The sequence below is a fragment of the Stenotrophomonas sp. Ker107b genome (assembly GCF_053847245.1).
This window is the reverse complement of the sequence record NZ_JBSPHX010000001.1, coordinates 1268238-1281752: the sequence shown is the minus strand read 5'-3', so window position 1 is coordinate 1281752 and position 13515 is coordinate 1268238. Positions and strand designations below refer to the sequence as shown.

Annotated in this window: 13 protein-coding genes; 3 read left to right on the top strand and 10 right to left on the bottom strand. The window is 66.9% G+C overall.

Annotated features, from left to right (window positions below):
- The first annotated feature begins 5 nt into the window (after positions 1–5).
- On the top strand, positions 6–251 hold the full coding sequence (locus ACWV8V_RS05895) for a hypothetical protein (protein WP_455899199.1): 246 nt from the start codon (positions 6–8) through the stop codon (positions 249–251).
- A gap of 41 nt (positions 252–292) precedes the next feature.
- Here ACWV8V_RS05895 and ACWV8V_RS05890 read toward each other — a convergent pair whose 3' ends face one another.
- Entirely contained in the window at positions 293–1540 is a 1248-nt protein-coding gene (locus ACWV8V_RS05890; protein WP_455899198.1) for an arsenic transporter, read from the bottom strand.
- Between the two features lie 157 nt (positions 1541–1697).
- Between ACWV8V_RS05890 and ACWV8V_RS05885 the strand changes: the two genes are divergently transcribed.
- On the top strand, positions 1698–2054 hold the full coding sequence (locus ACWV8V_RS05885) for a YkgJ family cysteine cluster protein (RefSeq protein WP_259260025.1): 357 nt from the start codon (positions 1698–1700) through the stop codon (positions 2052–2054).
- Between the two features lie 27 nt (positions 2055–2081).
- On the opposite strand, the gene ACWV8V_RS05880 is transcribed toward ACWV8V_RS05885, so the two are convergent.
- The 6 genes from ACWV8V_RS05880 to ACWV8V_RS05855 all read right to left on the bottom strand — a co-directional run bounded on the left by ACWV8V_RS05880 (position 2082) and on the right by ACWV8V_RS05855 (position 8247).
- Positions 2082–3194, bottom strand: coding sequence for an ABC transporter permease (locus ACWV8V_RS05880; RefSeq protein ID WP_455899197.1), 1113 nt, complete (start codon positions 3192–3194; stop codon positions 2082–2084).
- Positions 3191–4378, bottom strand: coding sequence for an ABC transporter permease (locus ACWV8V_RS05875; protein ID WP_455899196.1), 1188 nt, complete (start codon positions 4376–4378; stop codon positions 3191–3193). Before ACWV8V_RS05875 ends, ACWV8V_RS05880 begins: the two co-directional genes overlap by 4 nt.
- Positions 4375–5391: an HlyD family secretion protein gene (locus tag ACWV8V_RS05870; protein ID WP_455899195.1), complete on the bottom strand. Its 1017-nt coding sequence runs from the start codon at positions 5389–5391 to the stop codon at positions 4375–4377. The genes ACWV8V_RS05875 and ACWV8V_RS05870 overlap by 4 nt, the downstream gene beginning before the upstream one ends.
- On the bottom strand, positions 5384–6736 hold the full coding sequence (locus tag ACWV8V_RS05865) for a TolC family protein (protein WP_455899614.1): 1353 nt from the start codon (positions 6734–6736) through the stop codon (positions 5384–5386). Before ACWV8V_RS05865 ends, ACWV8V_RS05870 begins: the two co-directional genes overlap by 8 nt.
- Positions 6737–6877: 141 nt before the next feature.
- Positions 6878–7366: an isochorismatase family protein gene (locus ACWV8V_RS05860; RefSeq protein WP_455899194.1), complete on the bottom strand. Its 489-nt coding sequence runs from the start codon at positions 7364–7366 to the stop codon at positions 6878–6880.
- A gap of 11 nt (positions 7367–7377) precedes the next feature.
- Positions 7378–8247 carry an MBL fold metallo-hydrolase gene (locus tag ACWV8V_RS05855; RefSeq protein WP_455899193.1) on the bottom strand — a complete coding sequence of 290 codons (870 nt, stop codon included), beginning with the start codon at positions 8245–8247 and terminating at the stop codon, positions 7378–7380.
- Positions 8248–8342: 95 nt separating this feature from the next.
- Here ACWV8V_RS05855 and ACWV8V_RS05850 point away from each other — a divergent pair, with 95 nt between their 5' ends.
- The gene (locus ACWV8V_RS05850) at positions 8343–9326 is read left to right on the top strand and encodes a GlxA family transcriptional regulator (protein ID WP_455899192.1); all 984 of its coding nucleotides are present in this window, start codon (positions 8343–8345) and stop codon (positions 9324–9326) included.
- 25 nt (positions 9327–9351) lie between these two features.
- Here ACWV8V_RS05850 and ACWV8V_RS05845 read toward each other — a convergent pair whose 3' ends face one another.
- The 3 genes from ACWV8V_RS05845 to ACWV8V_RS05835 form a co-directional block, all read right to left on the bottom strand.
- Positions 9352–10761: a PepSY-associated TM helix domain-containing protein gene (locus ACWV8V_RS05845; RefSeq protein WP_455899191.1), complete on the bottom strand. Its 1410-nt coding sequence runs from the start codon at positions 10759–10761 to the stop codon at positions 9352–9354.
- A 1-nt stretch (position 10762) separates the two neighbouring features.
- On the bottom strand, positions 10763–12802 hold the full coding sequence (locus ACWV8V_RS05840; RefSeq protein ID WP_455899190.1) for a TonB-dependent receptor: 2040 nt from the start codon (positions 12800–12802) through the stop codon (positions 10763–10765).
- A 131-nt stretch (positions 12803–12933) separates the two neighbouring features.
- Positions 12934–13332 (bottom strand): DUF2946 family protein, encoded by a 399-nt coding sequence (locus ACWV8V_RS05835; RefSeq protein WP_455899613.1) that lies wholly within the window; start codon positions 13330–13332, stop codon positions 12934–12936.
- Between the last annotated feature and the right edge of the window lie 183 nt (positions 13333–13515).

The following is a 13515-nucleotide window of genomic DNA, read 5'->3' as shown; positions in this document are numbered from 1 at the left end:
GCGCGATGCCCGACAGCTGCCACTTTGACCTGCTGGACGTAAGCGCGCTGCAGGATCCCTGCAGCGGCCGCATCGTCCACCTGTACTCGATGGTGGCGCGCTGCCTGTCATGTGAGGTGATCTTCAAGGCACAGGAAGGCGCTGGCTTTGTCAGCAACGCGGCGTCACGGGTACTGCGTTGCCCGACCGGCTGCGGCGAGCAGTCGCTCAAAGCCGCCACCCTGCGCCAGTGGACACCTGAAGCCGCCTGAGCGTGTCGGCGTCACGGCATTGCCGCGACGCCACGCGATCATCAGAGCAGCAGCAACGCCGCGATCAATGCCGGTGGCATCACCAGCATGCCCAGCTTGAAGAACTGCAGCGCGCTGACGTTCTCGCCCTCCCGACGCAGCGCGACCAGCCACAGCATGGTGGCCAGTGACCCGGTCACCGACAGGTTCGGCCCCAGATCCACGCCGATGAGCAGCGCCGCGCGGGTGTGCACCGGCAGGTCCGCCATCTGCCCCAGCGAGCCGGCCACCAGCCCGATGGGCAGGTTGTTGGCCAGATTGCTCGCCACCGCTGCCGCGATCCCTGCCACCCAGCTGGCTTCCGAAGGCGAGGTCCGTGCCAGCGTTTCCAGTGCGTGCGCGGCCGTGCGGATCACCCCGGTCTGGGCAACGGCTTCGACCAGCACGAACAGGCCTGCCACCAAGGGCAGTACCCCCCAAGCAACGTGACGCAGTATCGGCAGCGGGCTGCGACGCTGGCGCAGGCGAACCGCCGCCAACGTGAGCGCGCCGGCGCAGAAGGTCGTCACGCCGAGCGGGCCGTTCATCGCCGAGGTCACCAGCAGCACGATGCCGGTGAGCCCGACACCGATGGCGCACAGGCGACCGCCCTCGGACAGAGCGCGGTGCTCGATCTGCTCCGCCAGCGGGTGCGCGATCTGACGGCGTTGAGCCAGGCGCAGCACCAGATACGTCATCGTGATCGCCGCCAGCGACGGCAGGCTGAACTGCCGCAGCCACTCCGGCAGCGAGGGCATGTGGCTGCCGAACACGACCAGGTTGGCGGGGTTGGAGATCGGCAGCACGAAGCTGGCTGCGTTGGCAATGAACGCGCAGACGAACAGGTAGGGCAGGGGATTGGCGCGGGCCGCTTTGCAGGCCGCGTACACCGCCGGTGTGAGCACCACGGCGGTGGCGTCGTTGGACAGGAAAATGGTCACCAGCGTGCCGACCAGGAAGACCAGATCAAACAGGCGCCGCCCGGATCCCTTGGCGTGCTGGACGGCATACATGGCCAGCCAGTCGAACAGGCCTTCGTGACGCGCCAGCTCGGCCAGCACCATCATGCCGATCAGGAACAGATAGACATCGCCGCCTTCAGCGACCGCCGCGATGGCCGTGGGGATGGGCACCAGCCCGGTCGCAACCAGCAGCACGGCAGCGCCCAGTGCCCAGACATACTCGGGGATCCGCCAGGGACGGAAGATGACGCCGCTGGTGGCAACGGCGGTCACTATCCAGATGATCAGGGAGGGTGTGGGGACGTGCATGGAGGGGTTGCTTGGGCACACAGCTTGGCGAACGCGACATCATACCCAGCGGACGAGGGGATCACGCCTGCGCGCCCAGATGAAGCACCCTGGATACGTCGCGTTTGCCAACGCGTTAAAATGGCCCACCGCCGACGCCGTTCCAAGGCCCATCGCAATGCCTTACGCCACCCGCGACGCGATCCAGCGTCTGCGCGACCAGATCCCCACCTTCCGCTGCATCGTGGGATGTACCGACTGTTGTGGCCCGGTCACCGCCTCAAGTGAGGAAGTGGCGCGGCTGCCGGTCAAGAGCGATGCCGAGCATGCTGCCGCGCTGGCGGACCTGAGCTGTCCCTATCTGGGCAAGCAGGGCTGTGAGGTCTACGAAGAACGCCCTTTGATCTGCCGGATGTTCGGGACGACCCCCAGCCTGCGCTGCCCCAACGGCCAGCGGCCGGTCTACATGCTGGATGAGTCGGTGGAGAAAGAAATCCATCAGTTTCTTCGCAGCACGCGGCAGGTGCTTCTCTAGCGGGCGGCGCGTCCGCAACAGCGTGAGTCAGTCAGACCTGCGGGCACCCAGCCGCCATATCGCCAGACCACCGTACAGCGCCAGCAGCGCGACCAGCGTCCAGAGCTCGTGGCTGACTTCACCCAGGCGGGCATCCATCTGATTCAACCGCACCATCAGGTTGATGCCGGGGGTGGTCGGCAGCAGGTGGGCGAGGGCCACCAGCGCGGGCGGGGAGGTGACCGCCGGCCAGGACAGGTTGGCCAGGAAGAACAACGGGATCGAGCAGGCGACGACCACCTGGAAGGCACGTTCGCGGGTCGCGAAAAAGCTGCCAATGAACAGCCCGAACGCCACCGTGGCGGCGATGAACAACGTGCCGCCCAGCAACTGTCCGAGCGGATTGCCACCGCGCGGGTAGTCCTGCACCCACGCGGTGAAACCGGCGTAATACAGCAGCCCGAGCAGGCCGATGGCACCGAAGCCCACCGCCATGCCGGCCAGTGTCGGCATGTCAAAGCGCAGGCGCCGGCCCAACGCCAAGCGTCGCGCGCCGAGCAGTACGCCGATGCCCATCAGCAGCGTCTGATGCACGATCAGCTCGGCCACGCCGGGCACGATGGCGCTGCCGTACCCTTCCCGCGTATTGAACAGCGGGCGCTGCACCAACGTGATCGGCGGTGCCTGCGGTGCCCCCATGAACGCCGCCTGGGACACGGCCGCCTCGCGCGCGAACGCGGTCAGTGCCTCGGCCACGCCGCCGAGCACCCAACTGGCGCGGCCGAGGTAGGCACCGTTGCCCATCAACACCAGATAGCCGTGGCTGCCGCGCAGAATGTCGCGTTCAAGGTTGGCCGGGATCAGCAGAATGCCTTCGGCCTTACCGGTTTCCAGCACATGGCGTGCCTGGTCGATGTTGGCCGGCTGATCAACAATGCGTACCGTGTGCAGCGCATCCACCCGCCGCAGCAGTTCTCGACTGGTGGCACTCTGGTCGTGGTCGACCACCACGATGGGCAGGTTGCTGGCCACCTGATGGCGGTAGGCCGCCGGGTAGAAGAACGAGTACAGCACTACCGCGCCGACCATCAGCACGACGGCATAGCGATCGGTAAGCACCGTGCGCAGGGTCAGGCGTAGGCTGTCGACGAAGCGGTTCATGCGCGGGTCTCGCGCGGTGCACCCGGCAGCACCGGATCGGCGTTGCGCGCGGCCGCCATCAATCGCCAGCCACCGATGCCACCGGCCACCAGCACCATCAGCAGCAGCGTGCCCAGCGGCCACAGCGAGACACTCCACGGCGCGCCGACGAACTGCTGCTGGGTCTGCAGCTTTACGTAGGCGGTCAGCGGCAGCAGGAGATTCCAGATACGGGTGAACAGCGGCGCATCGACCACCGGGAAGGTGGCGCCGGAAAACGCCAGGGCGGTGCCGATGCTCAAGCCGATCGCCGACAGTGACGTGCCCATGTCACGGGTGAGCCCGACAAACAGCAGCGCCACCGCCGCGCAGGCCAGGTAGAACAGCGGTTGCCCCAGCATCAGCAGCAGGGCACTGCCGGCGATGCCATCACCACGGAGCAGGGCAAGGTAAAGCACCCCGAGCGCACCGTAGACCGAGAACAGCAGGACGTACGGCACGACTTTGCCGGCGATTGCCGACCAAGGGGTGTCGCCCAGCCAGTCGCGCAGGTGCCCATCGCGGACCTCACGGCCCAGGCTGGCTGCAACCGCCAGTGCCAGCCCCAGGGAGAGGATCGCCGGGAACAGCAAGGGCAACAGGAACAACTCATAGCTGCGCGCGGGGTTGTGCAGGATGTCCGACTGCACGGCGATCGGCGGCGCGCGCAACTTGGTCGGGCCGACCTGCTTGCCGATGCGCTCGCCCAGCAGCCGCGCGTTCCAGGCGCTGACCGCCTCGACGATATCGCGCACCGCGGATTGGCCGGTGGTGAGGTAGGTGGCGTTGTAGTACGCGAACACCGTGCCCTGTTCGCCGCGCAGTGCCTGCCGGGTGGCATCGCGCGGCACCAGTACGACCGCAAAGACGTCCAACCGGCGCAGCTGCGATTGCGCTTCGGCCAGGCTGGACGGCTGGCTGGCCACGCTCACGCCGGGGCTGGCATCGAGCATGCGGGCCAGCTGCCGGCTTTCGGCACTGCGGTCCAGGTCGACCATGGCGATGGGGATATCGCGCATCACCGAGGCGGCAAACAACCATGCCATCAGCCCCAGCATCACGGCGGGCAGCAGCGTGATCAGCAGCAGATCGGCACGATCGCGGCGCAGGTGCTGAAGCTCGCGCTGGAACGAGGCTGCAGCGCTCGCCCACACCGGCCGGCTCATCCCTGCGGCCACCCGAACAGCACGCTCATCCCGGGCCGGAAGCCGTCCACCGGGTCGACCGGGCGCAGCCGGATCTCGAAGCTGCGCACGTCATAGCCGGACGATTGCCGGGTGGCACGCCAGGTGGCGTAGTCACCGGCGGGATTGATGAAATACACCTCGAATTCGGCGTCACGATCCAGTGCGGGCACGTTGCCGCGCAGGCGGGCACCGACCTTCAGGCCCCGCATCTGCGATTCGCGCAGGTTCACCGACACCCACATGCGGTCGATGTCGACCAGAGTGAAGACCGGGTAGCCGGCCGGCACCAGCTCGCCGATATCCGACATGCGTTTGTTGATCTCGCCAGCCATGGGCGCGCGGCCGTTGATCTCGTCGCGGGCCGCATCCACCTCGGCCACGGCACCCTGCGCTTGGCGGACCTGGCCCTGCGCGGCGCGCTTGTCCTGGTCGCGCGCGCCGGCCAGCGCCTGGTCGTACTGCGCCCGCGCGGCGTTGGAGAGCTCGCGCGAACTGCGCGCCTGGGCCAAGGCCTCGTCACGTTTCTGCCGCGTCATCACGCCTTCGTTGAACAGGTTCTGCACGCGCTGATACGTGGCATCGGCCAGGGTGGCGCCCGCCTCGGCGCGTTTCCAATTGGCTTGCGCGGCGCGGATGTCCTCGCTGCGTGCCCCTTCGTCGGCCTTGTCGGCCACCGCCCGCGCTGCCTCGAGCGCGCCTTGGGCCTGCTGCTCCTTGGCCGCCACCTCGGGGCTGTCCAGCACGAACAGCACCTGGCCGGCGGTGACCCGGTCGCCCTCGCGCACCTTCAGCTCGGCCAGCCGGGCGGTGATCTTCGCGGCCACGTTGATGGTGTCGGCGTCGGCCATGCCCTGCAGCTGTTCGGCCGGGGTGCGCCAGGCCAGCCACAGCCCGATCACCACCACGATCGCCAGCACCAGCCCGATGAGGATGCCGACCTTGCGTTTTTTCGGCGGCGGCGCGTCGGCCGGTGCCTGCAGTGTGTCATTCATGCGCGATCACCTCGTCGCCGCGGCGGCGGAATTCTTCATATCGGTCCATCTGTCCACTGATCTCCAGCAACTGTGCCAGCGCCACGTCGTATTGATACGCGGCCTGCGCGCGTTCGACCTGCGCGCCGCCCAGCCCCAGGCGCGCATCGATCACATCCAGCGAGGTGGCCTGGCCTTCGCGGAAGGCCAGCTCCTGGAGGCGCAGGTTTTCGCGGTTCTGTTCGATGCTGCTGTCCAGCAGCAGGAACTGCTGGCGGGCGGTATCCAGTTCGTACCAGGCCTTGCGCACGCCCAGCGTCACCTGGTTCTCGGCTTCGCGCAGGCCGGCTTCGGCCTGATCCTGCTGGGCGCGGGCGGCGCTGATCTGGGCGGGGCGCGAGGTGGGCGACAGGAAGGTGTACTTCAGGCCGATGCCGAACGCCCAGTCCGGGTCGGTCAACATTTCGTCGCGACGGCGGAAATCGTACTGGCCAAACAGGAATACGGTGGGTTTGAGCTTGGCCTGCTGCACGCGCACGCCTTGCTCGGCCTGGGCCACCAGGGCGCGCAGCCGGGCAATCTGGGGTTGCCGGGCCTGTGCATCGCGTTCGAAGGTGGGCAGGGCACCGATCGGCGCGCGATGCACGAACAAGGGCGACAGTGGGCGAACGTCGCCACCGCTGCGCAGCAGGGTGGCCAACGCGGCCTTCAGCGTCTGCAGATCATTCAGCGATTTCTGGTACTCGCGCTCGGCCTTGTCGCGGGCCACATTGGCCTGCAGCCGCTGGGCGCGGGTGGCGAAGCCCTCGCGTTCCAGCTTCATCGCATCATCAAGGTGACGCTGCAGCCCATCGCGCACCTCGCGGCGCACGTCCACGGCCTGCTCGGCAAGACGCTGGCCGAAATAGGCCTGGACCAGCTGCACGCTCAGCGACTGGCGCTGCGATTCGCGCTCGGCGCTGGCCTGGTCGGTCGCGCCTGCCGCGGCCTGCTGGGCGGCAGGGATCAACCCACCGGTGTACAGCGGCAACACCGCCGTGACCACCGGGCGGGTGCGCCAATCGCGCTCGGTGAACTGCAGCGGCGAGTCGATGCCGAAGGCCTCAGCGACCGGCGCCAAGGAACCCAGCGGCAGGGTGAGCGTCTTCTGGAACTGCAGCCGGCGTATTTCACCGGTGATCTCTGGAAGACGCAGCAGCCGGGTGGCGTCCTGCAGGTCCTGCTTGTTGCGCACCGACGCATCCGCTGCGGCCAAGGCATCGGAGACCTGCTCCAGCCGCTGCTGCGACTGCTGCCAATCCAACGCGGGGACCGCGGCGCCGTCCGGTGCGGGCTGGGCAACGGCAGCGCCAGTCAACAGAATCAGGGAAAGACAGGTACGTCCTTTTAACGCGCGCGTTGGCGGCCAATGCCGGCTCACGAGGGAGAAGCTCCATGGGGGTGTGACGGCAAGAGGGTAGTGTGCGCCGCGTGAAGCACGAGTCTTCACGCGGGCACCTCCTGCGGGTCACACCACCTTGCAGCGCCCGGCCAATCCGGAGAGCGCGATGCCGCTGATCATCGCGGTCGGCGCAGCGCAGCCCGCACCGATGATCGTGACGTCAATGCCCGCTGCCTCCGGCGACAGTGCCGTATGCGTGATGCAGTGCTGGGTCATCATCCCGACCAGTCGAATGGCCGAGACATTCCGGGCGGCGAGTGTTTCGCCCAGCGCAGTGCCGAGGAAGCTGTCGGCCTGATGCTTCTCGATCACTGGACAGCCCTCCAGCGCCTCGGCAATGGCCGGATGCAATGCCGCGCCCTCGGTGCCTGCGGCCATGAACGGACCATCGCTCGCTGCGATGTGCTGGATACCCACGACCAGCTCACCGGCCTGCCTGGCCTGCGCGATCGCGTGCAAGGCTGCAGCCAAGGCCTGTTCGCTGTTTTCCAGCGGGAAACGGCCGCCCGCGAAATAGTCGTTCTGGATGTCGACCACGATCAGTGCAGTTTTCATGGTGTGCTCCTTCAGAAGTTCAGGGTTTCGCCATCTTCAGGAATCAGCACGCTGTCCTGGAGTGCGTTCTCACGGACGTAGCGGCGCAGGTCCGCACGGGAGACGGTCATGTGATTCACCGCATCCATGTGGACGGCGACGATCTTCGCCGACGGCGCCAACGCATGGACACGCGAGGTGTCCTCCACGCCCATGATGATGCCGGTATCGAAGCCCTTGACCCGTGCATCGCCCGTGTTGAGCACGATGACATCCGGCGCATACCGCTTGATCGCGTCCTGTACGTCGCCGGTCCACACGGTGTCGCCAGCAAGGTAGATGGTGGGCTCACCGCTCTTCTGGAACACGAAGCCGGTCACACTGCCGAGCATCGTCGCCAGCGGCTCCACCTGGAACATGGCCGCCGAACCGTGCTGTGCGGCGACACGAGAAATCGTCACGCCCTCGAAAGTGACGTGCGCGGGCAGGATGCGGACGTCAGCGAACCCCTTGCCGCGAAGCAGGGCCGCGTCCGCTTCATGCTGGACGAACATCGGCATCTGCCTCGGGATCAGCGTTTCCGCGGCGGGGTCCCAGTGGTCGAGGTGGGTGTGCGTTAGCAGGACGGCATCCACGTCCTTGAGCACCTGGCCCACATCGAAGGGCAGTTCGACGGTCGGGTTGCGCAGCTCGCTGCGATACGTGTCCAGGAAGCCTGGATAGGCCCCCTTGGCGGCCAGCATCGGGTCCACCAGCAGCACGGTGTCGCCATAGGTGATCTTGGCCGTGGCATTGCGGATCTGCTGGATCGAAGTGGTCGCTGATGCAGGGCCTGCGGCGTGTGCGCTGGCCTGGATACCCAGGACCAACACCGTGGTAAGTGCGAGGGACAGGAGTTTCATGCGTTTCTCTCAGGGTGAGCGGATGACGCCCAGATTGACGCGCGCGCGAACCTGCGAATACTGGCCTGAGAGACCAACATCGATGGAATCGGGCCATGGCCAGCGATCGTTCACCCCCCCCTGCGGCCACGCCGCTGCAGGTCGTTGTGCTGGCCCCCGAAGGCGTCAGCGCGTTCCATCTGTCCGTGCCGTTGATGATCTTCGACATCCAGCCGGAGGATCAGGCCTTGTTCCACCTGCGCATCGCCGCAGAACGCACGGACGTCATCTTATCGGGCGGGCAGGTGGCTGTAACGCCCCACGGGGGGCTGGAACTGCTTGACCAGGCAGACGTAGTGATCGTCCCGGGGTGGGCGGATCTGCACCTCGCCCCGAGCGCGGGCCTGACCGACCGGCTGATCGCAGCACATCGCCGGGGTGCGCACGTCGTCGGTCTCTGCTATGGCGCCTATGCGCTGGCCTATGCAGGATTGCTGGACGGGCACGTGGCGGCAACGCACTGGCTGGCCGAGGCCGATTTCCACGGGCGTTTCCCACAAGTCAGCCTGGACATGAATGCCCTGTACGTCGACGAAGACCGAATCGTGACGTCGGCAGGCACCGGTGCGGCATTGGACTGCTGCATGTATCTGGCTCGCAAACTCTGTGGCGCGCGCCATGCCAACCGAATCGCCCGCATCATGGTGCTGCCTCCCCATCGCGAGGGCGGCCAGTCCCAATACATCGACCAGCCGATGCCGGCATCGCCGCAGGATGCACTGTTGAGCCGGTTGCTCGACTACATTCGCGAAGACCTGCAGCGGGATCATTCATTGGATGAACTCGCCGAAAAGGTGGCCATGAGCCGGCGGACGTTTACCCGGCGCTTCCTCAAGGCGACCGGCATGACGGTCGGTGCCTGGGTGGATGCTGAGCGCCTGCGCAGGGCCAAGGACCTGCTTGAATCCACCTCGCTGTCCATCGATCAGGTGGCGGAGCAATCCGGCTTCCGCTCGGCGGTATCGTTCCGCCAGAGCTTCAACCGGGCATTCCAGGTGAGCCCGCGCGAGTGGCGGCGGGCATTCGCGCTCACGGAGTGAGCCGGACGCTGGCCAACCACGTGATTCATGGCGCGCGCCAGCCACGGGTGGCGAGGCAATCCAGAACACCCACGACCAACAGCGACAGGCCCACCAGCGGGAACACCAGGCCGCCGATGCACAGCAGCACGAAGACACAGGCCACGCTTCGCCCGTGCCTCGGCAGTGGCGGCACGCCGATCCCACCGATGGGGCGCCGCTTCCACCACATCACCACACCGCTGAGGCAGAGCAGAAGGATCCCCGCGCACGCGACGATCAGCACCACACGGTTGACCGTGCCGTACTCGTTGCCGAGATGGACATTGATGCCCCATTCCAGTCCTCGCCCGAGCGCACCGTAATCGGCGTAGCCCATGTCCAGCAGAACCCGGCCGCTGTACTGATCCAGGTGCACCACCCGCTGACGCGACAGATCCTCCGGATAGACCGAGGCGGTGTAGACACCCATGGGCCCACGCGGCAGCGCGATGCTGTAACCCGGCGCAAGGCCGAGTGCGTTGAACCGGCGCATGGTCGCGTCGATGCCGAGCGCGCCGGGCTGCGGCGACAGGTCCCCGAGAGGGCCGCCACCATGTGCGGCATGCCCGTCATCGGCAGCGGCGTGCTGGACATGCGGCACCGCCGAGACCGGCAGCTGTGCCTGCTCCATCGACCACGCTGGCGTGGTGGTGTCGGCAAGCCGATGCGCGGACATCGGCACGTCCACACGCACCCCGGCCGGGTAACCATAGTCGTGACCGTTCGCCCAGGCATTGACCTGGTTGCCCCAGACCACCGACCACGGCATGCCGGTCACGGCCAGGAACACGAGCACACCGCCCACCCAGACGCCGGTTACCGCATGCAGGTCGCGCCAGAACAGCCGCTGTCGCGGCTGCCCGCGAACCGTGGTGATCCCACCGTTCTGCCCGCGCGGCCACCACAGGTACACGCCGGTCGCCACCAGCAGGATGGCCCAGCCGGCGGCGATCTCGATCAGGGCACTGGCGTAATCACCGAGCAGATCGAGGCTGTGCAGCTGCCGCACCACGCCCGAGAACGTTCCCTTGTCCGGCAGCTGCCCGAGCACCTGCGCGGTGCCCGGGTCGATGTAGTAGATCTGCCGTCGACCGTCGACCTCCTGGACGCCGATCTCGATGCTGCCGTCGGCGTACTCCGGCGTGGTGTAACGGAAGACAGCCCCGTGACTGACGGCGTTGACGCCCGCAAGCTGGGCGCTGGCAGGCGAGGGCGGCACCGCTGCGTTCTCCACGACCTTCAGATCGTGATGGATCCAGCGATCGATCGGCTTCTGGTAGACGTATACCGCGCCGGTCAACGCCAGCCAGGCGATGAAGGGCAGCACGAACAGACCGGCATAGAAGTGCCACCGCCACACCGCGCGGTAGAAACGCCAGCGATCCGATGCACGCGGGGTAGCGGGGGATGGCATGTCAGAGCTCCCGGGTCCAGCTCAGGTACAACGCCCGGCCGTCACCGGGTGAGTAACCCGAGGAACCGCTGTCGTACCAGGCATACACGTAGAAACGATCTGTCGCGTTCTTCAACTGCAGGGCCAGGCTGTTGCGCGCGTCCAGCCGATACGTGGCGCTCAGGTTCAACAGTGCATAGCCGCCGTAGCGTCCCAGCGTGTTGGTCCTTTCCACGAAGTAGTCGCCCTGGCCATTGCCCCAGGCGCTGAAGGCCCAGTCGGCCGTCGGGGCGTAGTCCACCCCCGCGCTGGCCAGCCAGTTCGGCACGTTCTCGATCTGCCGCCCGCGGGTCTGCGGCGCACTGGCGTCGGGCACCTCGATCACCGCCTTCTGCCGCGAGTACGCCGCCCAGGCGCGCCACTGGGCGCTGGCCTGCCACGTCAGCTGGGCGTCCCAACCGCGGCGCAGCGTCTGGCCCACGTTGCCGACCTCATTGGCCCCGACCACGCCATTGACGCCCAGGACGGTGGCGACCTCATCGCTGGCCCGCTGCTCCCAGTACGCGATGCGGGTCTGCAGCCCCTGCACGGGCGCCCATTTCATCCCGGCTTCCCAGCCTTCGTTGAGGGAGGGGGCGAGATCGTTCAGCTGCGTTCGATACGCGCCATTGCCGCTGCCGATCTGGAACGTTCGCCCCCAGTTGGCGTAGGCGACCGTTGTGGGGCTGAGATCGTAGGAGACACTCAGCTTCGGTTGTTTGATCAGGCCATAGTCGTAGACCGGTGCACGCAGGCCGGTCGCCACAGTGTGGAAGTCGCCATACACGCGATCCACCCGGTAGGCGGGCACGATCTTCAGCGCGTCCATCGGCCGGATCACTGCCTGCATGTAGGCACCCCGGGTATCGAGTGTGGAGTCCCAATCGCGCAGGGTCGCCTGGCGCTCCCGCGCGACGGTCCGGTAGCGGCGGGCCGTGTTGTCCTGCCACTGGCCATCCACGCCGGCATCGAGGACGAACTCGGCCAGCCGCGAGTCCGGGCGCCAGGTCGTATTCAAGATCAGGCCGCGATGGGTCTCGTCATTGAAACGTTCCTGTTGAGCGCCTCCCGCGGTGAACGTCACCCAGCGCTGGTTGCGATAGTCGTTCTGGTAGGCCTTGGCGTTCCAGCTCCAGTCGCTGCCCAGTGCGCCATCGATGTGCACGGCGGTCTGGACGGTCTCGCGCTCACTGCGGTCATCGCGTGCGTATGCCGGCGACTGCGTCGGATTGGCCTGCACCTCCGTATAGCTGAGGTAGCCGGCTTCCAGTGCGGCGTTCTTGTAGTAGCGGCTGGTCAGCCCTGCGCGCCACCGGCCGTCGGGGTCGGTGTAGAACCACTTGCCGGCGAAGCTGCGCTGCGTGCCATCGGCATGGTCGCGTTCGCCGTCGGACGTCCGCCAGCCGACGAAATAGTTCTGCGACCAGGCGCCGCTCTCGAACCCTTTGGCCAACTGGACATCCTGCGTGCCAAAGCTGCCGGCGGTGATGCTCAGCTGGCCGTCATTGCCGCCCTGGCGGGTCAACACATTCACGTCACCGGCAATCGCATGCAGCCCGTAGCGGGCATCGTTGGTGCCGCGCACGATCTCGAGCGCGGCGATGTCCAGCGGAAACACCGCATCCAGGTAGGGCATGCCGCCGGAATTATCATTGCTCGGAATACCGTCGATCAGCAGCTTGACCGCGTTGATGCGGCCCTCGCCGTTGAAACCCCGGAAGGAAAAACGGCCGGCGTCGGTGCCCATCTTGAACTGGGTGACCTGCACGCCCGGGGCGTTCATCAGCAGCTCCCAGCTATGGTCGACCTTCTGCGGTTGAAGGACGTCGCCGCCGATGAGATCCACCGAGGTGAAGACCGAGCGGGCCGACAGCTCGCGCTCGGCGGCCGAACGCGCCTGCACGGTGCCCAGGGTCAGCACGGTACCGTTCTGGGCGGCGACGGTGGCGGGAAGAAGAAGGGCAGCGGCAAGCACGGCCGTGATGGCCTTGGCCAAAGGTCGATACGAAAAAGAAGTTGTCATGGTCCACAGCATTCGATGCCGCGGTCAGCGTGACCGGGGCAGGGACAAGGTCCGGCGGATGGGCCGGAAAGCGCAGGGCGTTGGGCATGAACCGGCAGGGCGCAGCAAGGCTGCACCGGATCCGTGCCGGATCAGCAGACCAGAACAGGTGGGCCGCGGGCGCCGAGGGTGCCTTGAGCGGGAGCGCGACGACGCTCGACCAGACCTGACAGCGATCGAAACACGGCCGACCACTGCGTCAGCAGCAGGAGCAGCGCCACGAGCAGGCTGATGAGACGGGCCGCGATCAGGCAGTACTCGCAGTCCACGCCCATGTCATGGTTGGCGTGCGGATCGGCAGGCGCTTCGGCAGCGGGGCGGGCCTCGCCCTGATCCTTATCGTGATGCGCGTGATGGCCCGTGTGCGCGTCGGCATCCGTCATGGCGTGATGCGCCGCATGGGGATCAGGTGCCGGCGAGGCCACGATGACGGGCGCTGTCACCGGCGCCAATGCCCGGCTGACCATGGGCGCGACGATCACCAGCGCAATCGCCAGGAAGGCCCAGGCATGAAGCCAGCGATGGAGGAGGGACGCATGCACCGGCCCGATGGTAAGGCATGGTTGTCGGGATTCCCGGCGAAAATGCCCGTTTTGTGCTCGATTGCGACGGTTTGTCGCAGTCTGGCGCTGGGCGGCGTGCGCCCTGGAGCGGCTAATGGACTGGCCCCGTGC

What these genes read in the sequence shown, in the direction of transcription:
- ACWV8V_RS05890 (WP_455899198.1), bottom strand. Translation starts at nt 1,540, where the DNA reads ATGCACGTCCCCACACCCTCCCTGATCATCTGGATAGTGACCGCCGTT.
- ACWV8V_RS05870 (WP_455899195.1), bottom strand. Translation starts at nt 5,391, where the DNA reads ATGAATGACACACTGCAGGCACCGGCCGACGCGCCGCCGCCGAAAAAA.
- ACWV8V_RS05860 (WP_455899194.1), bottom strand. Translation starts at nt 7,366, where the DNA reads ATGAAAACTGCACTGATCGTGGTCGACATCCAGAACGACTATTTCGCG.
- ACWV8V_RS05880 (WP_455899197.1), bottom strand. Translation starts at nt 3,194, where the DNA reads ATGAACCGCTTCGTCGACAGCCTACGCCTGACCCTGCGCACGGTGCTT.
- ACWV8V_RS05845 (WP_455899191.1), bottom strand. Translation starts at nt 10,761, where the DNA reads ATGCCATCCCCCGCTACCCCGCGTGCATCGGATCGCTGGCGTTTCTAC.
- ACWV8V_RS05840 (WP_455899190.1), bottom strand. Translation starts at nt 12,802, where the DNA reads ATGACAACTTCTTTTTCGTATCGACCTTTGGCCAAGGCCATCACGGCC.
- ACWV8V_RS05850 (WP_455899192.1), top strand. Translation starts at nt 8,343, where the DNA reads ATGGCCAGCGATCGTTCACCCCCCCCTGCGGCCACGCCGCTGCAGGTC.
- ACWV8V_RS05885 (WP_259260025.1), top strand. Translation starts at nt 1,698, where the DNA reads ATGCCTTACGCCACCCGCGACGCGATCCAGCGTCTGCGCGACCAGATC.
- ACWV8V_RS05875 (WP_455899196.1), bottom strand. Translation starts at nt 4,378, where the DNA reads ATGAGCCGGCCGGTGTGGGCGAGCGCTGCAGCCTCGTTCCAGCGCGAG.
- ACWV8V_RS05895 (WP_455899199.1), top strand. Translation starts at nt 6, where the DNA reads ATGCCCGACAGCTGCCACTTTGACCTGCTGGACGTAAGCGCGCTGCAG.
- ACWV8V_RS05855 (WP_455899193.1), bottom strand. Translation starts at nt 8,247, where the DNA reads ATGAAACTCCTGTCCCTCGCACTTACCACGGTGTTGGTCCTGGGTATC.